This window comes from Pseudobdellovibrionaceae bacterium (assembly GCA_020635075.1).
In the GTDB taxonomy this organism is placed as follows: Bacteria; Bdellovibrionota; Bdellovibrionia; order Bdellovibrionales; family UBA1609; genus JADZEO01.
The window spans coordinates 578,432-604,884 of the sequence record JACKAM010000002.1 but is presented as its reverse complement, the minus strand read 5'-3'; the positions used below and the strand labels follow the sequence as shown (position 1 = coordinate 604,884).

Annotated in this window: 32 protein-coding genes; 19 read left to right on the top strand and 13 right to left on the bottom strand. The window is 48.8% G+C overall.

Features of this window, described 5'->3' with window-relative positions:
- Positions 1-44: 44 nt before the first annotated feature.
- The gene (locus H6624_12560) at positions 45-392 is read left to right on the top strand and encodes an alkylphosphonate utilization protein (GenBank protein MCB9085176.1); all 348 of its coding nucleotides are present in this window, start codon (positions 45-47) and stop codon (positions 390-392) included.
- Entirely contained in the window at positions 392-943 is a 552-nt protein-coding gene (locus H6624_12555; protein ID MCB9085175.1) for a DUF924 domain-containing protein, read from the top strand. Before H6624_12560 ends, H6624_12555 begins: the two co-directional genes overlap by 1 nt.
- On the opposite strand, the gene H6624_12550 is transcribed toward H6624_12555, so the two are convergent.
- The gene (locus tag H6624_12550) at positions 935-1,363 is read right to left on the bottom strand and encodes an acyl-CoA thioesterase (protein MCB9085174.1); all 429 of its coding nucleotides are present in this window, start codon (positions 1,361-1,363) and stop codon (positions 935-937) included. The genes H6624_12555 and H6624_12550 overlap by 9 nt on opposite strands.
- Before the next feature lie 151 nt (positions 1,364-1,514).
- Between H6624_12550 and H6624_12545 the strand changes: the two genes are divergently transcribed.
- A complete protein-coding gene (locus H6624_12545) occupies positions 1,515-2,738 on the top strand; it encodes a RimK family alpha-L-glutamate ligase (GenBank protein MCB9085173.1) in 1,224 nt (407 codons plus the stop codon).
- Positions 2,739-2,747: 9 nt separating this feature from the next.
- Here H6624_12545 and H6624_12540 read toward each other — a convergent pair whose 3' ends face one another.
- Positions 2,748-4,055: an MFS transporter gene (locus H6624_12540; protein ID MCB9085172.1), complete on the bottom strand. Its 1,308-nt coding sequence runs from the start codon at positions 4,053-4,055 to the stop codon at positions 2,748-2,750.
- A gap of 5 nt (positions 4,056-4,060) precedes the next feature.
- Between H6624_12540 and H6624_12535 the strand changes: the two genes are divergently transcribed.
- Genes H6624_12535 through H6624_12525 form a run of 3 tightly spaced genes read left to right on the top strand, consistent with a single transcriptional unit; the run spans position 4,061 to position 6,023 of the window.
- Positions 4,061-4,825 (top strand): DNA alkylation repair protein, encoded by a 765-nt coding sequence (locus tag H6624_12535; GenBank protein ID MCB9085171.1) that lies wholly within the window; start codon positions 4,061-4,063, stop codon positions 4,823-4,825.
- Complete coding sequence (locus H6624_12530) at positions 4,822-5,727, top strand: radical SAM protein (GenBank protein MCB9085170.1); 906 nt, start codon at positions 4,822-4,824, stop codon at positions 5,725-5,727. The genes H6624_12535 and H6624_12530 overlap by 4 nt, the downstream gene beginning before the upstream one ends.
- Before the next feature lie 11 nt (positions 5,728-5,738).
- Entirely contained in the window at positions 5,739-6,023 is a 285-nt protein-coding gene (locus H6624_12525) for a TfoX/Sxy family DNA transformation protein (protein ID MCB9085169.1), read from the top strand.
- On the opposite strand, the gene H6624_12520 is transcribed toward H6624_12525, so the two are convergent.
- Complete coding sequence (locus tag H6624_12520; GenBank protein ID MCB9085168.1) at positions 6,009-6,416, bottom strand: YbaN family protein; 408 nt, start codon at positions 6,414-6,416, stop codon at positions 6,009-6,011. The genes H6624_12525 and H6624_12520 overlap by 15 nt on opposite strands.
- A gap of 56 nt (positions 6,417-6,472) precedes the next feature.
- Positions 6,473-6,835, bottom strand: coding sequence for a hypothetical protein (locus tag H6624_12515; GenBank protein ID MCB9085167.1), 363 nt, complete (start codon positions 6,833-6,835; stop codon positions 6,473-6,475).
- Between the two features lie 120 nt (positions 6,836-6,955).
- On the opposite strand from H6624_12515, the gene H6624_12510 reads away from it, so the two are divergent.
- The 4 genes from H6624_12510 (at position 6,956) to H6624_12495 (ending at position 11,709) form a co-directional block, all read left to right on the top strand.
- Complete coding sequence (locus tag H6624_12510; GenBank protein MCB9085166.1) at positions 6,956-7,765, top strand: LysR family transcriptional regulator; 810 nt, start codon at positions 6,956-6,958, stop codon at positions 7,763-7,765.
- An 88-nt stretch (positions 7,766-7,853) separates the two neighbouring features.
- A complete protein-coding gene (locus H6624_12505) occupies positions 7,854-9,053 on the top strand; it encodes an APC family permease (GenBank protein ID MCB9085165.1) in 1,200 nt (399 codons plus the stop codon).
- 8 nt (positions 9,054-9,061) lie between these two features.
- On the top strand, positions 9,062-9,334 hold the full coding sequence (locus H6624_12500) for a TMEM165/GDT1 family protein (GenBank protein ID MCB9085164.1): 273 nt from the start codon (positions 9,062-9,064) through the stop codon (positions 9,332-9,334).
- Positions 9,335-9,483: 149 nt separating this feature from the next.
- Positions 9,484-11,709, top strand: a complete 2,226-nt coding sequence (locus H6624_12495; GenBank protein MCB9085163.1) for an NADP-dependent isocitrate dehydrogenase — start codon at positions 9,484-9,486, stop codon at positions 11,707-11,709.
- Here the strand turns inward: H6624_12495 and H6624_12490 are convergent.
- Both H6624_12490 and H6624_12485 read right to left on the bottom strand, forming a co-directional pair.
- Complete coding sequence (locus tag H6624_12490) at positions 11,690-12,427, bottom strand: UDP-2,3-diacylglucosamine diphosphatase (GenBank protein ID MCB9085162.1); 738 nt, start codon at positions 12,425-12,427, stop codon at positions 11,690-11,692. The genes H6624_12495 and H6624_12490 overlap by 20 nt on opposite strands.
- Positions 12,424-12,870: a cyclic nucleotide-binding domain-containing protein gene (locus tag H6624_12485; protein MCB9085161.1), complete on the bottom strand. Its 447-nt coding sequence runs from the start codon at positions 12,868-12,870 to the stop codon at positions 12,424-12,426. The genes H6624_12490 and H6624_12485 overlap by 4 nt, the downstream gene beginning before the upstream one ends.
- Positions 12,871-12,960: 90 nt before the next feature.
- On the opposite strand from H6624_12485, the gene H6624_12480 reads away from it, so the two are divergent.
- From H6624_12480 to H6624_12465, 4 genes are all read left to right on the top strand, one after another.
- Positions 12,961-13,878: an ABC transporter ATP-binding protein gene (locus tag H6624_12480; GenBank protein ID MCB9085160.1), complete on the top strand. Its 918-nt coding sequence runs from the start codon at positions 12,961-12,963 to the stop codon at positions 13,876-13,878.
- Positions 13,875-14,636, top strand: a complete 762-nt coding sequence (locus tag H6624_12475) for an ABC transporter permease (protein MCB9085159.1) — start codon at positions 13,875-13,877, stop codon at positions 14,634-14,636. Before H6624_12480 ends, H6624_12475 begins: the two co-directional genes overlap by 4 nt.
- Before the next feature lie 63 nt (positions 14,637-14,699).
- Positions 14,700-15,908 carry a hypothetical protein gene (locus tag H6624_12470; protein ID MCB9085158.1) on the top strand — a complete coding sequence of 403 codons (1,209 nt, stop codon included), beginning with the start codon at positions 14,700-14,702 and terminating at the stop codon, positions 15,906-15,908.
- A gap of 3 nt (positions 15,909-15,911) precedes the next feature.
- Complete coding sequence (locus H6624_12465) at positions 15,912-16,598, top strand: transglutaminase domain-containing protein (GenBank protein MCB9085157.1); 687 nt, start codon at positions 15,912-15,914, stop codon at positions 16,596-16,598.
- 88 nt (positions 16,599-16,686) lie between these two features.
- Here H6624_12465 and H6624_12460 read toward each other — a convergent pair whose 3' ends face one another.
- Positions 16,687-17,394: a hypothetical protein gene (locus tag H6624_12460; protein ID MCB9085156.1), complete on the bottom strand. Its 708-nt coding sequence runs from the start codon at positions 17,392-17,394 to the stop codon at positions 16,687-16,689.
- Positions 17,395-17,546: 152 nt separating this feature from the next.
- On the opposite strand from H6624_12460, the gene H6624_12455 reads away from it, so the two are divergent.
- From H6624_12455 to H6624_12440, 4 genes are all read left to right on the top strand, one after another.
- Positions 17,547-18,290, top strand: coding sequence for a TIGR02147 family protein (locus H6624_12455; GenBank protein ID MCB9085155.1), 744 nt, complete (start codon positions 17,547-17,549; stop codon positions 18,288-18,290).
- On the top strand, positions 18,287-18,847 hold the full coding sequence (locus tag H6624_12450; protein MCB9085154.1) for a hypothetical protein: 561 nt from the start codon (positions 18,287-18,289) through the stop codon (positions 18,845-18,847). The genes H6624_12455 and H6624_12450 overlap by 4 nt, the downstream gene beginning before the upstream one ends.
- On the top strand, positions 18,844-19,458 hold the full coding sequence (locus H6624_12445; GenBank protein ID MCB9085153.1) for a hypothetical protein: 615 nt from the start codon (positions 18,844-18,846) through the stop codon (positions 19,456-19,458). Before H6624_12450 ends, H6624_12445 begins: the two co-directional genes overlap by 4 nt.
- A 176-nt stretch (positions 19,459-19,634) precedes the next feature.
- The gene (locus H6624_12440; GenBank protein ID MCB9085152.1) at positions 19,635-20,876 is read left to right on the top strand and encodes a hypothetical protein; all 1,242 of its coding nucleotides are present in this window, start codon (positions 19,635-19,637) and stop codon (positions 20,874-20,876) included.
- Here the strand turns inward: H6624_12440 and H6624_12435 are convergent.
- The 4 genes from H6624_12435 to H6624_12420 are packed head-to-tail and all read right to left on the bottom strand — an operon-like array spanning position 20,870 to position 24,006.
- The gene (locus H6624_12435; protein MCB9085151.1) at positions 20,870-21,769 is read right to left on the bottom strand and encodes a M48 family metallopeptidase; all 900 of its coding nucleotides are present in this window, start codon (positions 21,767-21,769) and stop codon (positions 20,870-20,872) included. The two genes, H6624_12440 and H6624_12435, sit on opposite strands and share 7 nt — an antisense overlap.
- Positions 21,753-22,232 (bottom strand): heavy metal-binding domain-containing protein, encoded by a 480-nt coding sequence (locus H6624_12430; protein MCB9085150.1) that lies wholly within the window; start codon positions 22,230-22,232, stop codon positions 21,753-21,755. Before H6624_12430 ends, H6624_12435 begins: the two co-directional genes overlap by 17 nt.
- A 3-nt stretch (positions 22,233-22,235) precedes the next feature.
- On the bottom strand, positions 22,236-22,550 hold the full coding sequence (locus H6624_12425; protein MCB9085149.1) for a YbjQ family protein: 315 nt from the start codon (positions 22,548-22,550) through the stop codon (positions 22,236-22,238).
- A 13-nt stretch (positions 22,551-22,563) separates the two neighbouring features.
- The gene (locus tag H6624_12420; protein MCB9085148.1) at positions 22,564-24,006 is read right to left on the bottom strand and encodes a carbon-nitrogen hydrolase family protein; all 1,443 of its coding nucleotides are present in this window, start codon (positions 24,004-24,006) and stop codon (positions 22,564-22,566) included.
- A 271-nt stretch (positions 24,007-24,277) separates the two neighbouring features.
- On the opposite strand from H6624_12420, the gene H6624_12415 reads away from it, so the two are divergent.
- Entirely contained in the window at positions 24,278-25,219 is a 942-nt protein-coding gene (locus tag H6624_12415) for a TIGR01777 family protein (protein ID MCB9085147.1), read from the top strand.
- Between the two features lie 5 nt (positions 25,220-25,224).
- On the opposite strand, the gene H6624_12410 is transcribed toward H6624_12415, so the two are convergent.
- Both H6624_12410 and H6624_12405 read right to left on the bottom strand, forming a co-directional pair.
- Positions 25,225-25,746, bottom strand: coding sequence for a transcriptional regulator (locus tag H6624_12410; protein ID MCB9085146.1), 522 nt, complete (start codon positions 25,744-25,746; stop codon positions 25,225-25,227).
- Positions 25,747-25,790: 44 nt separating this feature from the next.
- Positions 25,791-26,450, bottom strand: a complete 660-nt coding sequence (locus tag H6624_12405; protein MCB9085145.1) for a rhomboid family intramembrane serine protease — start codon at positions 26,448-26,450, stop codon at positions 25,791-25,793.
- Positions 26,451-26,453: the final 3 nt, after the last annotated feature.

The following is a 26,453-nucleotide window of genomic DNA, read 5'->3' as shown; positions in this document are numbered from 1 at the left end:
AACCTCGCCAGCATATATGAATTGTAGAAAAGGAGCCATAGCCAATGAGTGAATTGCCAAATTGCCCCAAGTGTCATTCGGAGTACACCTACCTGGACCGAGAACTCTTTGTTTGTCCTGAATGCGGTCATGAGTGGTCGGATCAGGTCGTAGCAGAAGAGGTTTCAGAGGAGAAGGTTGTTAAGGATGCCCATGGCAATGTTCTTCAAGATGGAGATACGGTTACCGTCATCAAGGACCTGAAAGTCAAAGGTTCCTCTTTAGTGGTCAAAGTCGGAACTAAGGTCAAAGGAATTCGACTGGTCGATGGGGACCATGATATCGACTGCAAGATCAAGGGTATTGGTGATATGCAGCTGAAGTCTCAGTTTGTGAAAAAGGTAACTGATTAATGGGTGAAGAGTTCGATCTAAATTTGGTTTTAAGTTTTTGGTTTGAGGAGCTTAGTCCTAAACAGTGGTGGACCAAAGATCCAAAGCTTGATGACTTGATCAAAAATCGCTTCCTCCAGGTCCATCGGGCTGCGGCTCAGAAAAGCTTGATGGGTTGGCGGCGGTCACCTGTGGGGCGGTTGGCAGAAGTCATTGTCCTTGATCAGTTTTCGCGAAACATGTTCCGGGACACGCCTGAGGCATTTGCCTATGATATTCTGGCTCTTGAGTGCGCAAAACAGGCAGTGGAGGCAAAAGAAGACCATCTGTTACCAGTTGGACGGCGGTATTTTCTCTATATGCCCTATATGCATAGTGAGGACCCCAAGGCTCATGAAGAGGCGGTGAAGCTCTTTAGTCAGCCGGGCTTGGAGGGCGGCCTGGACTATGAGCTAAAACACAAGGCGATCATAGATCGCTTCGGACGCTACCCACACCGTAATCAAATTTTGGGTCGTGAATCCACACCCGAAGAAGTGGATTTTCTCAAGGGCCCCAACTCCTCATTTTAAAAGGGAGTCTTTTGCCCCAATGGCATACAGCCAGGCATCGGTTGGCGGGATGAGACGGCGGGCCTTAAGGTCAAAAAGGCCAAAGGTAAAAGTGGCCTTGGCAAAAACTAAGTCAGGACTGCTTTCGGCAACAATCTCCTGATAGAGCTGCCCGACCCTTTTTTCGTAATGCAGGAGTTTGGTGGTGATCAAAACCTTCTCCCGGAGCTTAAGTTCCTTGCGAAACTCCAGGTGGACATCCAGAATAATCGGGCCATGCTGACGGCTTCTGACCTGATCCAGACCATAGCCTCTTTGTGTAACAAGTTCCCACCTGGCTTCTTCGAAGAGGCTCAAATAAGTGGCGTTATTTACATGTCCAAAGGTGTCCAAATGGGCTTCGCGGATAGTCAGGGAATAAGAAAACGGGGTCGCGGACATAAAATGGGGGTCCTTTCGTGACATATAGCGGGATCGTTTGATTATGTGCCGACGCTATAGGAAGATCAATGCCTAGGTCGATCATCACCGGGCCCGATTTTTGGGGCGGTCAGGGCGAACATCGAACATTTCTGCATGCCGTGGAGGATAAATGAAGCTGGCGATTCTATCGCGGGAACCGAATACCTATAGTACAAGGCGATTGAAAGAGGCCTGTGAGAGCCGAGGTCATCAAGTTCGCGTACTTAATACCTTGAAGTTTGCCATCGATTTGGAAGAAGAAGACCCAGATTTGTTTTATGGGCAACGACGCTTAAGCCATTACGATGCTGTCCTCCCGCGAATTGGGGCCTCAATCACCTACTATGGAACTGCAGTGACACGGCAGTTTCAGCAGATGGGTGTTTTTTGCGCGAACTCAGCTGATGGAATTTTGAATTCCCGCGATAAATTAAGAAGTTTACAAATTCTTAGTAAACACAAAATTGGCATTCCGCAAACCGCTTTTGTGCGCGATAAAAAAGATGTCCTGCCCGCAATTGCCCGGGTGGGTGGGGTGCCGATTATCATCAAGCTTATTGAGGGAACCCAAGGAATTGGTGTTCTTTTGGCCCATACTCAGGAAGTGGCTACATCGATCATTGAGCTTCTGCAAAGCCAAAAACAGAACATTCTCATTCAAAAATTTGTTGCCGAAAGCAAAGGCAAAGACATTCGTGCCATTGTTGTTGGTGACCGGGTGGTTGCAGCGATGAGGCGTGTGGCCCAAGGCCAGGAGTTTCGCAGTAACGTCCATCGTGGTGGTACGACCGAGGCTGTCGAGCTAAGTGATGAGTATAAGGAAACAGCTATCCGGGCGGCTCAGATTATGGGTTTAGGAATTGCGGGTGTTGACATGCTTGAGGGGCACGACGGACCCCAGATCATGGAGGTCAATTCTTCGCCGGGACTTGCTGGCATTGAGGCCTGTACCAAGCTTGATGTGGCCGGTGCCATTGTTGATTACATTGCCGCGAAAGTAGATTTCCCTGAGATTGATATTCGACAAAGGTTGACCGTTAGTCGCGGATACGGAGTGAGTGAGATCTTTATCCCTGGTGGTTCTGAGTACATTGGTAAGACTCTTGTTGAATCCGGCCTCAGAGAAAAGGATATCAATGTGCTGACTCTCCATCGTGGGGGAAAAGTCATACCAAATCCAAAATCCGAGCGTGTTCTTGAGGCTGACGACAAACTTCTATGTTTTGGGAAGCTTGAGTCCATGAAGGATTTGATTCCTGAAAGAACTCGTAAGAGAAGAAAGCCCAAGCTTAAGAAGTTGGGCAAGGTCAAAACGCCGCCTCCGTCGCCACCAGAAGATGTGTCGCCTGCTTAATGGCAGGCTTTACTTCTCTCCTCCCTCATCCACGTAGAGGATAGGTTTACTGACGGCGCCGCGGTTGGCTCGAATGCCGACAAAGCGAATATAGAATCGTTTAATGTATTGGCTAGATACCTGCCAGTCGATGACGAACACCACAAGGATGGGGAGGAGCCTCATCATTGTGGAGATCTCAAAAACCCGGGCGTAATCTGCCGAAGTGGGGCTTCGTCCCAGCAACTGAGATCCTATCGTCACACCACAGATGTTGCATGCCCCGACGACAAAGTTCGTCCAGGTAAGAACTCTTGATCTTTCAGCCTGTCCAAAATCAGAAATCTGTTTTATCAGAATACTGTATTCAAATCCTGTCCAAGCGATTCCTGCGATAATCTGAAAGACCACAATTGTTCCAACATAGGGAAACTGGGACCAGAGAAATGGGGTAAGTGCAATGATCACCATTGAGGGAATGAGTGCCGATTTCACTCCCACTCGCCGGATAACTTGCTCGAAGTACTGATAGGCAATAGCTCGGCTAATAAAGGGTATGGCTATCAACATCATGTAGGTATCATAGTCGAGCTTCATGCGCTTGAGCATAAAGGGTGTAAAAAAAGGAGAGCCGACAGAAACGCCAAGATTGAGAAAGCCAATCAGAAGAATCATCCACATGACCTTCTTTTGTGCCAACCATTTTATGAAGGCACCCCAGTCACTAGATGCCTCAAGCCTTATTGCACCGGCGGAAGACTCGTCCGGTAAACGCGACATGGAATAGGCTGACACCAGGCGGGTGATGCCAGCCAGGACAAAAGTCACCGAAAAAGCGAGGAGAACATCTGGAGTTCGATCCAGGGCAAAGCCGCAAATGACCAGGCCGATGAGAACCGAAATTTCATGATAGGGTCCGCGCTTGGAGAAAAAATGAGCCCTTTGCTCTTTGGGGATAATCGATACGATCCAGGCATTCCATATAGGGCCTGCAGACAGACCAAAAAGCCAGTAGAGCGTGAGGACGGTGATCAATAGAGTGGGGCTTGAACGATCAAAAATGGCGTGGCCTGTGATAAGAAATAATGTCATCGCCTGGGCAATGGCGCAGCCGACGACAAACTGCCTTCGCCCCTTAAGGAGCCGCAGCAGCTTGGGAGCAAACAATTGGGCCAGGGAGGCTGCTCCAAGGGGAATGGTTGCTATAAGGCCTGCGTATCTCTCGGAAAAGCCACAAGCCAAGGCATAGGCGCCGATGTAGGCCTCTCCCAAGCCAATCATCAAGCTCCAAAAAATGACTTCAAGTCGGCTCCATTTGACAATTTGCGCGTCAATCATCAAGGATGATTATCATCCCAAGTTGCAGTATTGTCGAGGCGGGCTGGAGATTTATTTTCGTGGAGGTCATCATCGAAATCCATAAGAGACTCAGGCAATTTGCAAGCCTTAAGCGGGCACAGCTAAATCAGAGTTTTTTTAAGACTGGTAAAGGCGAGTATGGTTATGGAGATATTTTTCTCGGAATCACCATGCCGGACTGCCGGAAAGTAGCCAAAGAGTACAAGGATCTGAGCCTCGCCGAAACCAAGAGGGTCATTAGGTCCAAGTACCACGAAGAGAGAATGGCGGGTCTTATTATCTTGGTTCAAAAATACGAGAAGGCTTCGGCGGACAAAGAACGAGAGCGTCTTTACAAGACCTATGTTGACCACTTCAATTATATCAATAACTGGGATCTGGTTGATGTCACCTGCCCCCGTATTGTTGGTCAGCACTTGGAAAATAGGAATCGAAAGATCCTTTACCAGTGGGCCAAATCAGAGCGCTTATGGACAAAGCGGGTTGCCATCATATCGACGCTCTGGTTTGTGAAAGATGGTGATCTGGACGATGCCTTCAAGTTGGCTCAAGTTCTCCTTCATGATGAACACGATCTGATTCACAAGGCCGTGGGATGGGTCTTGCGTGAGGCCGGGAAAAAAGAGGTGAAGAGACTTGAGGCCTTTTTGAAAAAGCACTGTAAGACGATGCCTCGAACCATGCTTCGTTATGCGATTGAGAAGTTTCCTGAGAGAAAGCGGCAAATGTACCTAAAGGGCAAAGTATGAACTTACTTTTGAACCTTGAACCACCAGTGTATCGCCCGCCGTCTGAAGCATATAGCCTGCTTATGCAGGTGACACTCGGTTGCTCGAACAATAAATGCACTTACTGCGCCATGTACCAGAGCAAAAAGTACCGGGTTCGCCCATTGAATGACATTCTGGCCGATATTGATTCGGTAAAGGCGCAGCTGGGAGCCCACATGTGGCCGTCAGGTAAGGTGTTCCTCTGTGATGGGGATGCTCTTGGGGCGCCCATGGAAGTATTGGTTCCAGTCCTGGAGCATTTTCGTAAGAGCTTTCCTGGCATTCGTCGTTTTGGGATCTACGCAACAGCAGAGAATATTCTGGATAAGTCAGAGGCTGAGCTTCGCCAGTTGGCGGACCTTGGACTGAATATGGCCTACCTGGGAATGGAGTCGGGGAATGATGAGGTTTTGGAACTGGTGAAAAAAGGCAACACAGCGGAAGAGATGCTTGAGGCCGGGCTCAAAATCAAATCAGCAGGGTGGAAGCTTTCGGTGATTGCGATGTTGGGCTTAGGTGGGACAGAGCTTTCATCGGTCCATTGTCGGGATACGGGAGTCATCATCAGTCAAATGGCCCCCCAGTTCTTTTCCTTTTTGTCGACGACTCCAGTACCAAAAACACCCTATGCCCGGTCCATTGAAAAGGGTCAGATTGAACCTCTCACAACCAAGGCTCTGTTGGGGGAGATGAGAGAAATTCTTGGGGGAATTGAGCCCAAATCTGGGCAAATCATTTTTCGCGCCAATCACGTCTCGAATATGTTCCCGCTTGCGGGAACCCTTCCTAGAGATAAACAGGCGATTCTTCAGCAGCTGGATCAGTGGATATCCCAGTGTCCTGAAGGACAATATCCCAATATCAATCCTGAGTATTTGTAAGGGATATGGGTATGAAAGGAAAATCTTTGACTCCGATTGCCGATGCCAGAAACCTCGGGCCAGTGACTGCCGATGAGCTTGCCTCAATAGGTATTTTGTCACTTGAGGAAATGATCGACATGGGCTGGGAAGAGGTCTGCATTCGATATGTCGAGGCCTATCCGGAAAGATTGAACCTGAATGCCTTTACCGCAATTATTGGTGCCATTGAGAATCAGGACTGGCGAAAAGTAGATTCTGCCACGAAGATCGAAGCCAAACTGTTAATAAAGAAAATCAAATCAGGAAACTACTGAATCTTGTCCAGTTTTGTCGGGCTTCTTTTTACTTGGCCGAGTGTTGATAAAGGTCAAGATACCCACAAAGACCACAGTAACTGACACTTTTATCCACATGGGAAGTTGGGTAAAGTAATGGTAGCCAACGAGCAATGTGAGCAAAACGATATTGGCGAGGATTTTGGCCTTGGAGCCAATAACACCGTGTTCTCGCCAATCTTTTATCTGCGGGCCAAAATATTTCAGGTTGATAAGCCAGTTGTAGAACCGTGGAGAGCCTTTGGAGAAAAAGTAAGCCGCCAAAAGCATAAAAGGGGTGGTGGGCACAAGGGGCAAAAAAGCACCGATGACACCCAGGCCAAATGCTAACCAGCCAAAGAAATTAAAAGTTTGTCGCGTGATATGCCTCATATTCTGGTGGCTCTCGCTCCATGAGCTACCAGAGAACGAGGCCTTTGTTAATAGAATTAGGGTAGGGCCCCTTGGTCGATCCAGGTGGCGACAAGATCTCTTTCTTCCAAGGTCATGCCGGTGGCGTTGCCTCGAGGCATATCCTGACTGACAAAGACCCGGTGTCGGACTCGGTCTTTCTTGGCCACGATGACATCGTAGTCTTCCCAAAAGGGCAGGCCCGATCCTGCAGAGTGGCAAAGGCTACAGCGATTCTGGACGACGGGTAGAATATCCTGGGCAAAACTCAGGGTGGGGGTACCGGGCTGATTGGCTCCCGATTGCCCTCCGTTGTCACCTACCGGCTTATGTGATCCCTCGGAACCACAGGCACTTAGAGTACCTACAACTAAAACAAAACCTAACAACTTAGCTAACATGTCATTCCTCCCCTAGGAATAAGATCATTCAACCCACACAGAATAGCCCGGTTTTGGATATACATGAATAGCATAGATATTATATTGGATATGTAACTATGGAATATCAGGAGTGCCCTTGTGCTGCGCCATGAATTTGAAAAGTACTTGGTTATCTTTGAGGAGAAGAGTCTCTCCAAGGCAGCAGACCGTTTAGACAACTATCAGGGCGCCCTATCGAAGATCCTGGGTAAGTTGGAGGATGAAATGGGGGCCCGGCTCTTTGTGCGCTCCAACCGAGGCTTGGTCCCAACTGAAGAAGGCAAAAGGCTTTATGAACAGATTCAACTGCAGGGTCAGTTGTGGGAGAGTTACAAAACCGAAAGGGCTGGTCGATCGGACGAGTTGACGGGTTACCTCAGAGTTGGCGGACACGATTCGGTCCTTTGTCAATTTACAGAGCGATTAGCTGAGCTGCAAAGGTCTTCCGCTCAATTAGAGGTGGAATACATTTTTGATCGCTCGCCCAGTATTGTGCGTATGATTCTTAACCACGAATTGGACCTCGCTTTTGTGGCCAACCCTCAGCCATTTCCGGATTTGGTCATCAAAAATCTAAAAAAGGAACAGGTGGCTCTTTTTTCTGAGTCCGCACGCCCGGAGCCCTTTGTGGTGTACAACCCCGATTTGATCTCTGCAGCCTCGATACTCAAGACCTTTCCTGGCAACAAAGAAGTAAGACTGATTTCGGCCAAGGACTACGACTTTGCAGCTATCCTGGCGCGGGATCTGGGTGGTGCGGCAATTCTTCCTGAAGATGTGGCACAGAGAAACGGTCTTAAAAAACAAGTGGGAAAGAGCTACTTTCTCGCCCGATTATGCTTAGTCTATCGAGCCGATCACAGAACGGATCGTTTTAATCGCTGCCTTGAGATACTCAAGGGAGGATAGGAGGCTTGGAGTGACATCAGAAAACCCGAACTCTCGGCTGCATCGCGGATTGGGAACCAAAGACGCGGTTGTTTTAGGACTTGGATCCATGATTGGCGCGGGAATCTTTGCTGCTGCCGGGCCGGCGGCCGTGTCAGCTGGTGGCGGCCTGATTTTAGCCGTTGCGCTGGCGGGGCTTGCGGCTTTTTTGAATGCGACAACTATGGCGCAGCTCGCAGCCCAGTATCCTGAATCAGGAGGGACCTACGTCTACGGTCGCAACCTATTGGGGCACTACTGGGGATTTTTGGCTGGAATTGGCTTTGTCATTGGTAAGACTGCCAGTTGCACAGCAATGGCCCTGGCGTTTGCCCACTACGCGTTCCCTTCAGCACCACACGTGGTTGCTGTCTTGACCGTTTTAACCCTGACGACACTCAATTATTTTGGTGTCAAAAAGACGGTGACGGCTACCAAACTGATGGTGGCCGTGGTCCTCATCACTTTGGCATTAACAGTGGGTGCCGCCTGGTTGGGTGGAAATCCGGAGGTGGTTCGACTGATGAATTGGACCGAGCGGGGCGGGATAGGGGGAATCCTGCAGGCAGCGGCATTTATGTTTTTTGCCTTCGCTGGTTATGCGCGAATTGCCACATTGGGAGAAGAGGTCACCAATCCAAGAGTCACAATTCCCAGGGCAATCATAACAGCTCTGTCGATCACTCTTGTTCTGTATTTAGTAGTGATAGCCACTGTGTTGTCTGTCCTGCCAATCGAGGACTTGATTGCCAGTGGGGCGCCATTGGCTTTGGCTGTTGAGCGTACAGCTTACGCACATCTTAGTCCCCTCATTCGTGTTGGAGCTGCAGTTGCAACCCTGAGCGTTTTGTTGTCACTTCTTGTTGGCATCAGTCGAACCATGTTTGCTATGTCCTATAATCGGGATTTGCCCCATGTCTTTAGCGCTGTTCATCCAAAGTACAAGATTCCCCATCGGGCCGAGGTTGCTGTTGGCCTGATTGTGGCGGTGGTTGTTGGATTTGCCGATTTACGGTCTGCGATTGGCTTTAGCTCATTTGCGATCCTCACCTATTACGCCATTGCCAACTGGTCGGCACTCAGGTTGTCAGCTCAGTCGCGACTGTTCCCCAGGCTATTTGCTCACCTTGGTCTGGGAGTCTGCCTGACCTTGGCTTGGAGCCTGCCTGTTGCTTCAATCCTTGGTGGCGTGCTTATATTTACACTAGCCTCCCTGGCCTTTTGGTTCTTCAGAATCAGAGCTAGGGGTAACGGACAGGAGAGTGAGTAGGAGTTTCTATGGATTGGAAAGTATTCGCCACCACCTTTGCCACCATCTTTCTGGCTGAAATGGGGGATAAAACCCAGTTTGCAGCACTGGCGGCCTCAGCCGGAAGCCGATCTACGCTTTCTGTCTTACTTGCCGTGGTCCTGGCCCTCTCCTTGGCCGGGGTATTGGGGGTCATCGCCGGGAAGTACTTGGGTACATTACTTGATCCACGAGCCATCAAGTGGGTGAGTGGTAGTCTTTTCATTGCTGTCGGTGTTTGGATTCTCATTGGCAAAGGCTGAGCTCGCTGTTGGTGGGGAAATTCACCCCTGAAAACCTGGAACATTCCCTTTTCTCCCTTTATCCCTCAGTCTAATTGAGCTATCTTAGCCACATACAAAAATTATTACGCACAGCATAAATTAGAGTAAATTCCTTAGGACCGAAGACCATGAGCAAAGCAAAAATCGTTTATACCAAAACTGACGAGGCACCAGCTCTCGCCACAGAAAGTCTTTTACCGATTATCAAAGCCTACACAGCTTCTTCCGGCGTGGAAGTGGAACTTAAAGATATTTCCCTGTCGGGGAGGATTCTGGCTCACTTTCCGGAACAACTCACAGAAGCTCAAAAAATCTCCGATGCTCTTGCTGAATTGGGGGAGTTGGCAAAAACTCCTGAGGCAAACATTGTTAAGCTTCCGAATATTAGTGCTTCCATCCCTCAGTTAAAGGCGGCAATTACGGAACTTCAGTCGCATGGATTTAAGATCCCCAATTATCCGGAAGAGGCAAAAACTCCAGAGGAGACAGAAACGCTAAACCGTTATGCCAAGGTTTTAGGAAGTGCAGTGAACCCCGTACTGCGTGAAGGCAACTCGGACCGCCGAGTGGCTAAGGCAGTTAAGCAATACGCAAAGAACAATCCCCACGCCATGGGTGAGTGGAAATCAGACTCAAAGACTCACGTGGCTCACATGAGTACCGGTGATTTTTATGGCAGTGAAAAATCAGTTGTGATCAGTCAACCTACGGACGTGAAGATTGAGTTTGTCGGTGCTGATGGAAAAACGGAAGTACTCAAGGAAAAGACATCCCTTCTAGCCGGTGAGGTAATTGATGCCTCGGTGATGAGTCGTGCGGCACTGGTTAATTTTTTGGGTGAGCAAATTACCGACGCAAAGAAACAAGGGGTCCTATTGTCCCTGCACCTCAAAGCCACCATGATGAAGGTCTCGGATCCCATTATGTTTGGCGAAGCGGTTAAAGTGTTCTTTAAGGAAGTCTTCAGTAAACACCAGGTGGCCTTTGACGAAATCGGCGTTGATGCCCGCAATGGTCTCGGCGATGTTTTGGCTAAGCTGAAAAGGCTGCCAGACAACAAGCGCAGTGAAATTGAGGCTGATATCAGAGCATGTTATGAGAATGGACCAAAGCTCGCCATGGTGGACTCGGATAAAGGGATCACCAACTTGCACGTTCCCAGTGATGTTATTGTCGATGCCTCTATGCCTGCTGCGATTCGTTCTTCGGGAAAGATGTGGGGACCAGATGGCAAATTAAGTGACACAAAAGCCATTATTCCTGACCGCTGTTATGCCGGTGTTTACCAGGAGACCATTGATTTTTGTAAGAAGCATGGTGCCTTTGATCCTGCCACGATGGGAACTGTCGCCAACGTTGGCCTGATGGCAAAAAAAGCCGAGGAGTATGGCTCCCACGATAAGACTTTTTGGATTAAGGGCTCTGGAAAGGTTCGGGTTCTTGATGGTTCTGGACAATCGTTAATAGAGCATTCGGTCGAGGAGGGCGACATTTGGCGTATGTGTCAGGCCAAAGATGTCGCAGTCAAAGATTGGGTCAAATTAGCTGTTTCTAGAGCGCGGGCGACCGGAGCCCCTGCGGTTTTTTGGCTGGACAAGAATCGCGCGCACGACAGTAATCTCATCCAAAAAGTGGAAGCCTATCTTAAGGACCACGACACCTCAGGTTTGGAAATCAAAATCATGTCACCTGTTGAGGCCACTCGGTTTACCTGTGAGCGGGTGAAGGCAGGGAAAGACACTATTTCTGTAACGGGAAACGTCTTGCGGGATTACCTGACTGACCTTTTCCCGATTCTGGAATTGGGTACGAGTGCTAAGATGTTGTCGATTGTTCCTCTCTTGGCTGGTGGCGGACTTTATGAAACCGGTGCTGGAGGATCAGCCCCTAAGCACGTTCAGCAGTTTGTTGAGGAAAATCATCTGCGCTGGGACTCCCTGGGAGAGTTTTTGGCTCTGGCTGTTTCCTTGGAAGACTTGGGGGAAAAAACAGGCAATAAGAAAATTCAGGTGCTTGCCAAGTGTTTGGATCAGGCCAATGGAAAGTTCCTTGAGATGAACAAGTCCCCGTCAAGAAAGTGTGGAGAGTTGGACAATCGCGGAAGCCACTTTTATTTGGCCATGTATTGGGCCGAAGCACTGGCCTCTCAGGGTGAAGACAGCGACCTTAAGTCTCAGTTTACGCAAATCGCTCAGCAGCTTGAAGAGAACGAGGGTAAGATTGTTGAAGAGCTCAACGGCGTTCAGGGAACGCCTGTGGACATGGGTGGGTACTATCATCCCGACCAGGCCAAGGTGTCTAAAGCTATGCGCCCAAGTGCGACCTTTAACAGAATTATCCAGTCTCTTTGCTGAATTCGCGAAGAGAAACCTCGCCCTTGTCGATCTCAATATAGTGCGAGGAGATCATCCAGGAACCGGAGTTAAAATACCGAGCTCCGGTTTCCAAATCCTTTTCTCCAGGATGATGGGTATGTCCCAAAATTATCGTATCAAATCCCCGCTGGCTGATCTCATGGGCGGCCTCACAAAAGCTGGGGTGCTCTCCCACGATCCCAGTTTTCTTGTAGCGCATCTTGGATTTCCAAACCTCAAAGGCGATCCACAGGCGATAGGCAGCCGGCCAGACCTTTAAGACAATTCCTGCCAAGTGGGTGAGGGTCTCATACAAAATCGGGTGCTTCACAAAGAAGGGATCATAGATATGCCCGTGCTCAATACGAATGCGCTTTGTACCTGAAGAAACATTGAGAAAGGGAGAGACCTTCATCACTCCCCAGTCTTCTAGGAAGTGCTCAAGAAGAATGTCGTGATTGCCAATGATGTAATAGATCTCACAGCCACTGCGGCGGATATCTCCAAGTGCCCGCACGAACTCAGGAACCTGGGTGGCGATTTTTGAAAAACTTGACTGGGCGATCTCCAGCCCATCGCCGTTGATGCAGATGTCATAACCCTTAGCAGCAGCCCAGCGAATAAAGGGCACAACGCGGCGGCTGGCCTCTGAAAAGGGATTTCCGAGATGCAAGTCCGAGATCACCACCAAGCGATCCGATTTAATACTGGTGATCATGCCTTACCATCAAGATCATGGAGAATCTTTTGGATCTCACTTGTAGGTAGTTTCGACTTTTCCACGAGCTGTAGTAAACGGTCATTTGAGACCTTAATCCGATGACTCAGCTGTTGGAGCATTTCAAAGGCAAAGGTGGGATCTCGGCGCATCTTCAATAAGAACCCTGCTCGACCCAAGATGAGTAGTCGCACGTTGCCAACAGCGTAGGCCCCGGCATAGCGGGGAATGTTTTGTAAAAGCCCCATGTCACCAAAAAAGTCCCCGCGTTCAAATCGGGCAAGTTCGACGTCGTCGTCACCCATTTTCTTAAGAATGCGGACCTCGCCCTTTTGAATGATGTAGAGGTTCCGTCCGTTGTCACCTTCTTCAAATATGCACTGGCCATCCTCGAATTTCTCGATGACGTCATGTTTAAATCGGGATTTGCGCGTTAGGTCCATCTAAATTCCTGCAAAATCCTTCGAAGAACAATCACTACTGAACTGAACTCATTGCCGATAGTACCCACCAGGTGTTAGGTTACCACCTGCATGACTTCAATCATATCAGTTTCCCAGTTAAATAAAACCTACGCCGGGGGATTTCAGGCCCTTAAGGATATCAACCTGGAGATTCGCCCGGGTGAAATCTTCGGTCTACTAGGCCCTAATGGGGCTGGGAAAACAACCCTCATCAGTCTGATTTGTGGAACAGCCAATATCACCAGTGGCCAAATCACTGTGAATGGCTTTGACATTCAAAAGGATTACCGACAGGCCCGATCTCTCATAGGTCTAGTTCCACAGGAGCTGACAACCGATGCATTTGAAACCGTGTGGAACACGGTGAACTTTAGCCGTGGCCTTTTTGGGAAGTCTCCAAACCCGGCCTACATCGAGAAAATTCTCAAAGACCTGAGTCTTTGGGAAAAACGCAAGAATCGGCTGATGACCCTATCTGGTGGTATGAAGCGCCGAGTGATGATTGCCAAAGCCTTGTCTCACGAACCTCAGATCTTGTTTTTGGATGAACCGACAGCGGGTGTTGATGTGGAGTTGCGTAAGGATATGTGGCAACAGGTCCATGGTCTAAGAAGATCCGGAGTCACCATCATCCTTACGACTCATTACATCGATGAAGCCGAACAAATGGCCGATCGGATTGGGGTGATCAACAAGGGTCAGATTATCTTGGTCGAGGAAAAGGCCCAATTGATGCAGAAGCTCGGCACCAAACAAATGAAGCTGGAGCTCTGGGAGCCTGTGAAGGAGATTCCGGGTGCTCTGGCGGGCTACGACTTACGGGTTGAGGACAATTGCTTGATATACACCTACGATTCCAAAAAAGAAGATAATGGCATCGCCCAGTTGTTCGAAAAAATGCGTCAGGCCGGAATCCAGTATAAGGATCTCATTACCAAGCAGAGCTCTCTTGAAGAAATATTTGTGGAATTGGTGAAACGATCATGAGTTGGCGGGCAATTCAGAGTATCTATAAGTTTGAAATGTCCCGCATGTGGAGAACCCTGACCCAAAGTGTGGCCTCTCCCGTGATTTCCACCTCCCTTTACTTTGTGGTTTTCGGTTCGGCCATTGGCTCGCGTATCAATGAGATTGACGGCATCAGTTATGGGGCTTTTATTGTTCCGGGACTGGTGATGCTTTCGGTGTTAACTCAAAGCATTGCCAACGCCTCTTTCGGCATTTACTTTCCGCGATTTACGGGAACCATTTTTGAAATTCTATCAGCGCCCATTTCTTATATTGAAATCCTCTGCGGTTATGTGGGGGCGGCAGCAAGCAAAAGTTTAATCCTCGGAGTTCTAATCCTAATTACAGCAAACTTTTTCGTTCCCTTGGAAATTGAACACCCCATGTGGATGGCCTTTTTTCTGGTTTTGACTTCAGTTACGTTTAGTCTATTCGGGTTTATTATTGGCATCTGGGCGGATGGATTTGAGAAGCTGCAAATTGTCCCCTTGTTGATCATTACTCCACTCACCTTTTTGGGTGGTAGCTTCTATTCAATTAAAATGCTTCCGCCCTTTTGGCAAAAGGTCTCCATGGCCAACCCGGTGGTTTATTTGATCAGTGGCTTTCGCTGGAGTTTTTACGGCAAGGCGGACGTAGGTCTGGAGGTAAGTCTCATCATGATCGGTCTCTTCCTTCTCAGTTGTATTCTTCTGGTCCGTTGGATCTTCAAGACCGGTTATCGCCTAAGGACTTGAAGCATCATTTGAGTCGTCGCAGAAGAGTAAACATCTTGTCGTCTTGTGCTAGAATTGGTGGTGATGAAAAGGAGCCTGTTTAAATCAGCCTTGGTTCTGGGAGGGCTACTCGTTGGACTTGCAGTCTCAGAACTTGTGGTGAGGCTGACGGGTCCCATTGTCAATGAGAGTGGCTCTTCGCGGGTGTCAATCAACTGCCATGAGGGATTGGTCTGGTACCCTCATCCGTACTTTTCTCATGTACGGCGCCCTAGGGACTGGTGTCTTGATGGTGTGGGTCCAAATACGGAAGGGTTTTTTGGCGCAAGAATTCCCCGGACTTATGATTCAAAATTCTTTACGGTTCTGGTTACCGGAGGGTCAGTTGCTGAGGAGGTTGCCTATCCATATCCGGAGAATCAGTTCAGCTTAGAGAGATTCCTCAACGAGGCCTATGTACCTCCTGATGGCCGAGAGAGGTTTAGGGTGATAAACGGAGCCGTCGCCGGGAATCGACAACCGGCTCAGTCCATCGTGGCCTTTCGTGCGCTGCCCCTAGTTGACGCAGTTTTAAGTATTGAGGGTTTTAATGAGCACTACTTGGTTATGAGTGGTGAAAGCCTTTGGGCTCCGACAATTCAATTCTACGCCTATCTATACTCATTGGAGAAGTCGCCGGTGTGGTATTTTCTCACTCGGACACTAGTCTCCTTCAATGAGAATCTTAAGGCCAGCCCGGTCCGACACTCTCAATTTGTTAGTTTGGTGGTCTCGGTTTTGACCGATGTTTTGGTTAAAAGGTATGAAACCGGTATGTCTGCAATAGACACTCCCAATCCAATGGGTATTCTTTCTCCGCAGCCCGACGAGCTGAATGGAGAGTCTCATAGCACGAGAGTCTTGGATGAGTACAAGTCCATCGTGAGGCAGATTCACCATGCTGCTTCCAGTGCGGGCAAGAAGTTTTTGACTGTGCTTCAGCCTACGCCGGCTTTGTATAAAAGCCTTACAGAGGAGGAAAAATCGATGGTCGATAGATATAGCAGCAGTTATGTCTACCTTAAGGTGGTTGAAGATCTGTTGGCCTTGGGAGATGAAGGGCTCGCTGTTTACAGCTCCTTACGTGTATTTGAAAATGAACAGGGAACAATATATAGGGATTCCATCCATTTTGACAGAGCTCCCTCTGAATCTAATCGGACCTCGGGACTAGAGATCTTTGTCGAGGATTTAGGGCGGGCTATTGAAAAGAAATGGGGTTGGGAAAGAAAACACAAGGTATCGGGAAAATAGGTCATGGATCGGTATCTAAAGCCTACAGTCTATTTTGATTTCGACCACCCCCTTGTGTCTGAGTTTGCCCAGGAGCGGGGAGAGGGTGCTGTCGATGAGTTTGACTTGGCTCAGCGCCTTTACTTGGCGGTGAGAGATGAAATTCCCTACAACCCTTACGTGTTTTCGTTTGCGCCAGAAACCTTTAAGGCCAGCTATGCCCTTGAGGTAGGGAAGAGTTATTGCATTCCTAAGGCAGGTCTTTTGGCAGCTGTCGCTAGGTATTGGCATATTCCTTCTCGCATTGGTCTGGCTGACGTCAAAAACCATATTGCCAGTGAGAAGCTCATCGCTTGGTTACGATCTGATGTTTTTGCCTGGCATGGGTACACGGAGCTCTATTTAGACAACAAATGGGTTATTGCCACTCCTGCCTTTGACAAGAGTTTGTGCGAAAAGGTCGGCGTTCAGCCCTTGGAATTTGATGGGCGAGAGGACTCCATGTTTCAGGAGTACACCGCCGATGGGCAGAAACACATGGAATACCTTCGGTACCATGGGGACTTCGACGACGTCCCGGTGGAGAAGATCATTGATGGGTTTCGTCAGCAGTATCCCCACTTGGCTCAGGAATTTGAGGACCGCCTAAAATCCGGAGGCCCCACAGTGGAAAAGTCTCAGAAGTCCCGAAAGCTAGAGGACGATTTCTAACTACCTCAAAAGGTACCGCACGGGTATCTTTTTGTATTGCGCTGCTGCAACCAAAGAGACCCGGAGCCAATTTGATTCTGTGGAGGGACTACTTGAAGTAGGCGGCCATGTCTTCCGAAAGCTGATTGAGGGCATGATCTTCGGCAGCCAATACAGTTCTCACTCGAAACTCCTCATTGCTGAAGTCTTCGGATTCTTTCTTCAGGTGAGCGACACCTGTCGCAATTGATGTAAATGGGATGACACCTGTTTTGACGTCAACCACGATAGATTCAAGGGTGGCAACCGCCTTGGCTTCATTCTTGCCGATCAATGAAAAGTCATAATCTGAATCAGTTTTAGTATAGATAATCATCAACAGATCAGCCTGCATGATGGCAGCGACATCTCTTAGGCTTCTTAGCTCCGGAGACCGGGGCATCATGAATTGAGGCACGACCGAGATATCCTTAATTCGGGAGGACTTTTCCAGCATCAGTTTGAAAATCTGAGAATTCTTTTTAGTGGCCACCGGGGTCATAGAACCGGTGTGCGGATTTCTAAAGCTATAGCTCTGTGAGACAAGATGGTTGAGTTTCACCACCGCCACCTTCAGTGGGCGATCAAAGCTCACCTTTTTGGAAAGTAGGTTGTTGATTTGATCCTGGCTGAGGTTTTCCTCGCCCGACTTGAAGAAATCCGCATTGAGCTCCTGGCGCATTTGGTAGGCCTCATCGGCGGTGTAGTCATTCTTTGATGAGATGCTGGAGCAGGCAGCGGTGGTTAGTAGCAGGCACAAAAGTACTAGGTTTTTCATTTAAAACTCCTTTGTTTTCCTCCTTCAAAGTAACGGAAAGAGGGGGTAAAGCTCCAGATAAAACGAAACACTGTTTCACATAGTGTTTCAAAATATGAAACAATGTTTGCAAAATACTTGAAATATAAGCGCTATAACAATATCTTAGGTTCATGAAGGATATTGGTAAGATTCTCAAAGTCGAGCTTGAGAGAAGGCAGAAGAACAACCGGGCTTACTCTTTAAGGTCCTTTGCGGCCTATCTGGGGGTCTCCCCGGCCACCCTTTCTCAGATCATATCCGGCAAGCGCGGGGTCAGCTTTAAGAGGCTAAATATGATTATGGAAAAGCTGGGCCTGACTCCAAAAGAACAGTCACGCGCCCTAAGAGCCATCAAGAGAAAAAAACAAGAGAATCAAAAGACAACAGTGTTGCGCGAGGACCAGTTTCGCTTGATCAGCGATTGGCATCACTATGCGATCCTGAGTTTAGGAGAGCTAGATGACAACCAAGCTGATCCTCGCTGGATTGCACAGCGGCTCAACATCAAAGTGGACGAGGCCAACGAGGCGATAGCCCGCTTGCAGCGCATGGGCATTATTCAGATATCTGAGGGGCGGTTTCGCCAAGTAGCCGATCCGCTCAATACAACATCTGACATCCCTTCAAGTTCAATTAGGAGATATCACAAAGGCATCTTAGGGCTCGCTCAAAACCGCATTGATCACATTCCGGTTGATCGTCGTCACTTCACCTCGATCACCATGGCCGTCAACACCAGCAATCTCGAAGAGGCCAAGCGGATCACTCAGGAGTACAAGGATGACATGGCCAATCTCCTTGAGGAAGGATCCCTTGATGACGTTTATCAGCTCTCCATTCAGTTGTTTCCGCTTACCGTAAAGGAATCAAAATGAAGTACTTGCTCATCATTTTTGTACTCTTTATCTCCGGATGTGCATCGGTCAAATCCATGAGAGGAACTGAGGCTCAACAGACATCTGGTGAGGATGTGAGTCACCTAAAAATAACAGCAGAGGGAATCTCCAGCCTTTCGATTGAGAATTATCGTATGATCAAGGTTTATTTTCGCAACCTGAACGAGAACTGGCTACGCGTGAAATCAATTGAAGTTACTGAGGTGGAAGGCAGCCCTAACTTTCAGGTCATTCTGGGAAAGGATCTTGTCTCCTGGCGAAAATCTATGGAGCTCGACTTTGATTTAAAGAAAGAAAAAGCGATCAAAGACAAGGCCCCCACTGCAGAGCTGGATTCTCTCAGGGCTGAGTTGGCTAACTACAAAAACGAGGACCATCTCTACGAACCTTTGAGCCTTCCCTCCAATCTGCAAACACAAAAGTGGATACTCCTGCAGATTCCAAAAACCGAAACGATAAAAGGCTTCACCTTTGTGGTTAGACACTTGGACGACCGCCAACAAACTTACCGAGTCGTCATCGGGGGTCAGCAATGAATTGCCTCATCTTAATCCTTTTTCTTCTCGGGGCTCAACTTCCAGCGCAAGCAGGCAATCAGGTCGGCAATGGAGGAGATGCCATTGTCTGTGGAGAAAAGGTCTTTCTTCTTGACTACTATGAAGCCAAGGCAAATGACAAAATCCAGATCCAGCTTGAAAAGGGTAAGGATCACTTTGAGATCGCCGGCAAGACGGTAGACCGACTTGAGCAACACAATCCTCAGCTCCATAAGCAGTACCGAAGGGTTTTGGAAAAGATAGGGAGCCGCCTTCGGTTTATAGACAATGCAAACTTCCGCGATGTAAAGGACAGCTTTGAGCTGACAATCCCCAAGGGGTGCAAGTTGGAACAGCTGGCTATACAACGGGACGAGGGGGGATTACGGCTCATTCATATTTCAAAATCCCTTTGGGAAAAGCTCAGCAAAGAGCATCAGGCTGGACTTCTTTTGCATGAGATTGTCTACGAGCACTTTCTCTTTCTGGGCGAAACGGACTCGGTGAAAGCAAGAAAGTTCAATAGCTTTGTGAGTGCCAAAGACTTCAAGACCCTACCCAAGGAAAAGTACCAAAAATTTGTCAGATCCTTGAAGATGCCCATCTATTAGGCTTTGCCACCAAAAGATACCTGGAATACCTATAGGTACCAGGTACCTTTTAGGGGGGAAGAAATTTCAAGACCGGGGAACCTGAGAGATTTTGTTACGGTCAATGACTCCCAGTGGTAAGTGCTCAAATAGACCGGGGAAAAACTAACCCGTAGCAATAAAATCTTGGGGGATTCATGAACGCCATTGTTAAGCGATTTGGGCACGTTTCGGTGCTGTCGACCCTGCTGTTTGCACTTTCATCCTGGGCCACACCGGCAGCGATTCAATCAGAGCATTACATCGATCTTAGAGACCATGCAGGACAGAGCTTTCTTCAGACCATGATCGATCAAGACGACGGTATCGTCGTGAACTTTGACGAAGACTACAAGTCCGAGTACGAATTCCCAACTTGGGATGAAGTGGACTATGCGGTGTCAAACTTTGATGATAAGAATGGTAAGCGGGTCCTGCGAAGCTTTGGCTATGATAAAAAACTGATGAAGAAGTTCACTGAAGCTCTTCTCGATGAGCTGGGAACTTACACCCCAGAAAATGTGAGCGACCAAGTTGGCAAAATGCTCAGTAAGATGAAAATCCGTGGGGACAAATATGCCCTCGGCCAGTTTTATGGAATTGCCGGAGGAGCAGGAACTCTGATCCGAATTGATGAGGACAATTACTATTACAATATCGGATACTTCGCTCCTGAGGTGCGTTCTGGCCGCAGTTATGGAGCCACCCCTCACCACAATGCCAATGATGCTTCTCATCTGATGTATTTGGGAGAGTTGGAAAAGTTTCTTAAGTATCGAAATGACTATCGTCAGTTTTACACGGCCATTCTGGAATTCCTAACTGACACAGATGTGTCGGTCTACCAGAACCCCACCTTCAATGAGTACGGTGAGGCCCTGTTGACGGATTATATCACGGTCTACACGGCTGAGTTGCGTCGCCATCTGATGCGCAAGCTTTCCCCCTATAGTGCTCCATGGGGTAACGATATGACTGAGGCCACCTTTTTGTCTCTGTTCAACGTCAAGTCAGGGCTGATGATGTTAGAGGGGGAGCTAACAAAGGCTTCAATCAAAAACCACTGGGCTTTGAGTCCGACGGGAAGCGGCCGCAGCGGTTTTGGCATTAACCGCAAGGATCGCCGGCGTCTCCAGGCCATGATTTCCAACTACTTCCGTTACCACGATGACGCGAGCAAGAGGGAAATTGTGAAAAAGATTGATAAGCTGGTTGGCAAGCGTAGGGACGGAGATTGCTATCGGGCCCTCATGCAGTACTTCAATAATGAGATCAATCTTCTCAATCCCTTTCGAGTGGAGAGCATCGAAAATGAAATCGTCACAGCATTTGCTGATTTCTTGATGGCCGTTTATGACGAGACGGATGAAATCGTCGAATCACTGAGTGAGGCTCATTGAGCTTCTTGCGGTGCCTTTTTCTTCCAGAGGGTCTGTTGGGTTAAAGGGCCCTCTGGGGAAACTCCCTTTATACTGGCATAGTCTCGAAGGTGCTTGATGCGCTCCTCACTGATAGGATGAGTGCTCATATACTGAAAGAATTTGTTGTCCAATATCTTTGGGTTCTTTTTGGTGGCCCGGACAAAGAAAGTATCAAAGCCCTCAATATGTCCATATTTCTGGCTGGCGCAGCTAACGGCGAATTCATCAGCCTTTGACTCCTGGTCGCGGGAGTAGGAGAGAAGGCTTGAATCAACTCCAAGATTCACAACTCCCAAATTGTTATCACTCAGTCCCAGTAGGCTGAGGGCGGCCATCAGCATAAACCGGGTGCTGAGTCCCCTGATGACATCACGATGAACAAAGTGGCCAATCTCATGACAGATAACAAACCCCAGTTCGTTTTCAGATTCCGAATTTTCCAGCAGCCCAGTTGTGACCGCCATGCGTCCACCCAAGCCCATATAGGCATTTTCAAAGGGAGCAGGGTCAATAGAGGATCTCAAATGTAGGCTGGCCTCAGGTGAAAAGGGTAACCACAATTGGTCAACCAGTGATTGAAGCTGCCGCCTTTCGTCGGCAAATTGAAGATCCTTCGCCTCACTCTTGGCCTGAGTGCCAGCTGTCGGGGGAGTATTTCCCTCCTTGCCTTTCCAGCCGAACTGATTATCGACAAGCTCAACTTCCTTCTCCATAGAAATCCGGTCGGCGACAGAAGACGAAAGCTGAACAGCCAAGAACACAAGAATGGCTATACCCACGGCTGTGCCGACAATAAGCCAAACAAAATCCACAAGGGGGTGCTCCTTTGGACGATTGACGTTTTGATCGATTTCCTTAGGAACGTACTTCATCAGTTGCGGGCTTCTTCTTGTAGAGGGCGGTACCGTAGGCAAACAACTCTACACATGGCATAGAACCTCGGCGGGCCCCGGCTGAGTTGACCGTCGAGGTCTCGACTCTCAAGTTGACGATTTTGTGGGCACCTAGGCGAACCGCCTTCTCTTTGACTCTTAGTATGGCTTCACGGCGTCCACGATCGAGCAAGGTTTCGTAGGCGTTGAGGCGTCCCCCAAAGATATTGCGCAGATTGCTGACAAAGGATTTAAAGTAATCAGAGGCGACCACTGTGCCGGCGCTAACAGCGACTCCTTCGTCATCGGGGTCAATATGCTCCTTCCATTCACCGCTAACGACGGGGATGTGATGAAGATTCTTTTCACGCTCTTCTATTTCCCGGTAATGACGCTTTTCGGATATCTGTCCAAAGACAAAGCCCAAAATAACTAGTGTGGCAATGACGACGAGCTCAACCATTTACTAATCCAGTTTGACAGCCGTACCGTAGACCAGAATCTCCGCCGCCCCCTGGGCGACGGATGATGTTGAAAAGCGAATATTGACGATGGCGTCCGCGCCAACCCCGGTGGCCTGTTCGATCATCCGAGAAAGGGCCTCTTGTCTACTCTCGCTGAGCAATTCGGTGTAGCCGCGTAGTTCGCCGCCGAATATGTTTTTGAGGCCAGCCATGAAATCGCGGCCAACATGTTTGGCCCTGATGGTGTTTCCCTGGACCAGACCGTAATGCTCAATAATGTTTCGTCCGGGGACAATCTCGATATTGGTGAGAATCATCGATTACTCTCCTTTATTTTTGGTGCCAGGTGACCGAGTACAAGTCGTGTCTTCGATCCATCAAGTTTTTAACCGCCCCATTTGCTCTGGCTTCCATAAGGGTGTCGAGTCGCAAATCGGCAATGGCCACCATTTCCACATTTGGTGTAGTTTCCGCGGCAATTCCATCCTTTGCAAAGGGGAAATCGCAAGGGGTGAAGATACTACTTTGGGCATATTGAATATCCATATTGGCCACTCGTGGAAGGTTTCCCACATTTCCGGCCGTGGCGACGTAAATTTGGTTTTCCACTGCGCGAGCCTGGCAGCAGTAACGAACCCGGCAATAGGCCTGGCGGTTGTCGGTTAAAAAGGGAACAAAGAGAATCAAGGCCCCTTGGTTGACTAGGTGTCGAGAGAGTTCCGGGAACTCACTGTCATAACAAATGAGGACGCCGATTGGGCCACAGTCCGTGTCAATCACCTTAACCTCGTTGCCGCCCTCAAAATTCCACCAGAATCTTTCGTCCGGTGTTGGGTGAATTTTAGACTGCTCATGCATCACTCCGTTGCGAAGGGCAATATAGCTGATATTTTCAATGTGATTTCCCACTGGTGTGGGGTGGGAGCCACCTATAATGTTGACGTTATATTTGATCGCCAGCTTGTAAAACATCTCTTTGAGGCGATCTGCATACTGGGTCATGTGTTCCATGGCCACATTGGGTGGCACCTGTTCATTTTTGATGGACAGGAGCTGCATGGTGAAGAGCTCCGGGAAGAGTACAAAGTCAGCCCTATAATCAGAAGTCACGTCCACATAGTACTCAACCATGTTAGCGAATTCTTTGAACGACTTAATGATTCGCTGTTTGTACTGAACGCTCACAACACGAACAAAATTTGGTTTAAGTAGTGAGCCTTTTTTTGCCTTAGGCGAAACATATTCCGGATTTTTCCACATCAGATGAACGGCGTGCCCCAGGGACTCGTTGTCAATAGGGAGGTAGTTCTCCAAGATGCCAATGGGTTCAAATCCATTGCGCAGGTGAAACTCAAGAGTTGGGTCTTTGATCTTCTTCGCTTTGACCTGCTTGACGTAGGCCTTAAGTGTTTTCACTCGATCGATATGGTGATGGAAGTTAGGCACCCGGCCACCGAATACGATTCCTTTAAGACGCAAGTATTTGGCCAGACGTTTGCGGGCGGCATAGATGCGGGCACCGATTCGGTGGCGACGAATCTCGGGGTCAACACAGGTTTCAAAACCGTAAAGAAACTCTCCCTTAGGATTGTGGGTTGTGCCAAAGCCACCGCCCGTTGCCTCGTACCAAGTGTGTGGTTTGAGAACATCCTGCTCCTTTAAGATAATGCAGGCGCTGTAGCCAACGATTTTACCATCCAGCAAAACGACAAGGTTGCCCTCTGGAAAATTGGTCATTTGTCCACGCAGGGAATCCTTGGAATAACCGCCCATACCGCGATAGACCTTTTTAACGAGTTCTTGTACTCCTTCAATGTCTTCATAGGTTGAAGGTCGAACTTCCAGTTTGGCTTTTTTGGTCACAAATTCACTCCTTTGGTCTCAAGGATTAAGGGTAACACCAAGAGTTGGTGGATCGCAAGAATCCTAAGTGACAACAGAGTGCTGTGTTGTAGACTGGGGGAAAGACTTTCCTGCGAACGGGCAGGCGAAATTGTATGGACAAGGGGCGGCAAGCCAATCTCCCATTCTTGGAGAAGAAGAGATGAAGATTGTATTGGCCGGGGGCTCAGGGCAGGTCGGGGCCATCCTTAGGCGGCACTTTTCTCGGGATAAAGCGATTCAAGTTTTGAACCTTAGCCGTTCGGGAGAAAAGGGCTGGATCAAATGGGATGGTCGCACTTTGGGAAATTGGGCTGAGGCTATCGACGGTGCGGATCTGGTGGTCAATCTTGCCGGCCGGAGCGTGGACTGTCGCTACACCAAAACCAACCTAAAAGAGATGATGGACTCTCGGGTTGAGTCCACTAGGGTGATTGGCCAAACCATTGAGGGCGCATCCAGGCCTCCCGCATTGTGGTTACAAATGAGCACGGCGACGATCTATTCCCATCGTTTTGATCAGGCAAATGACGAGGACACAGGAATTATCGGTGGACAAGAATTGGATGCCCCTTCCTATTGGGGGTACAGCATCGAAATTGCCAAGGCCTGGGAACGGGAACTGTCTGAGGCGAAGACTCCAAAAACGCGGAAGGTGGCCTTAAGGGCAGCGATGGTGATGAGTCCCGGTCGTGGTGGGGTGTTTGATGTCCTCTACAAGATGACGATGCTCGGATTGGGAGGCCCAATTGGGGGTGGTCACCAGTACGTGAGTTGGATCCATGATCTGGACTTCTGCCGAGCCATTGATTTCCTTATTCGCCATGACGAAATTGACGGGCCTGTGAACCTCTGTGCACCTGGTCCTTTGCCACAAAAAGAGTTCATGGGAAAACTTCGTCTTGCTCTGGGAATTCCCATCGGATTTCCGGCCACGAAGTGGATGGCTGAGCTGGGAGCCCTTGTCTTAAGAACGGATACCGAGTTGCTGCTAAAGAGCAGGCGAGTGGTTCCCACGAGACTACTGAAATCTGGTTTTGAATTTCAGTTTCCCGACTGGGAGACGGCGGCAAAAGACCTGTCCTATCGGCGCCGTCATGGATAACAGGCTTACATGTTTTCTTTGATTGTCGAGTAGGCTGATTCCATTTCCTCTGCCGACAATACGCCAGATTTCAGGAAGACCACTTTGCCGGACTTATCAAAGATCACCACATTGTAGGCGTCATCTTTTAGGCTCCACTTACTGACCAAAACTTTTTTAAGATCTTTTAGGTATAGGGTGTCGGGGAATTTCTTCTGCTTTCCTTCCAGAATAGAAGAGATAATCCAGTTGGGCTTCCAGGTGGCAGCCATGTTGATAACGGCCACGGAGTCAAACTCGTAGCCTTCGTCGTCAGCCTTCACTTTGAGTTCATCTTCAAATTTGGTGTTGGCATCTTTTTCATCCGGGTCGACATAGAACAAAACCTGAACCTTGCCCTTTTCGCTGAGGCTTGAGCTTGACCACGGCGAACCATCCAGGCACCCGCCGTCCTTCTCTTTGAGCTCAATGGTTTCAGGAATTTTACTCACCTCAAGTTGAGCCAGGGATGGGCCTGCCCATCCTAGTATAATCCCAATTAACAACATGAAACCTTGAGTCTTCACAGTGATTCTCCTTTTACGTCAGATTATCATCCCACCAGGATTTGTCGCCGATATCGGCTGATTGTGGGACGTAAAAACAGAAGGTAGTAAATTATTCCGGTAAAAGAGCCACCCAAATGGGCTCCATGGCCAATTGGCAGCCCTCCCCCCTCGCTCTGTGCGACGAGGCCCCAGATATCAAGGCCAATAAACAGTGCGGCGCCAAAGATCGCCGGCACAGGAATGATTCCCATGATCAGAATTTTTTCTCTTGGGAATAGGAGCGAAAATACCAATATGACACCCGCCAGGGCGCCACTGGCTCCCAGAGCGGGCAGGCTGGGGTCTCCCAGATAGAAGGCTGAGACCATGGCGTGGGCAAGGGAGCCAACGACTCCAGCAATTAAATAAAAAACTAGGAATCTAAGTCTACCCAGGGTTTTTTCAAGAAATGAGCCGAAGCCTAACAGGACATACATGTTTATGAAAAAATGGAAAAAGTGTAGGTGAGAAAAGGCAGAGGTGAGTAGCACCCAGCCACGCCCCTGTTGCAATGCCTCCCAGCTGACCAGAAAATTCTGGGCCATATAGCTATTGAGGTCGTCAGCTGGGGCCGATTGCCACTTATAGAAAACCACTCCATTGATGACAATAATCAGGGGAATCAGAATTGAGCGACGGTATTTGATGCGAAAAGGATTTTCCATTAA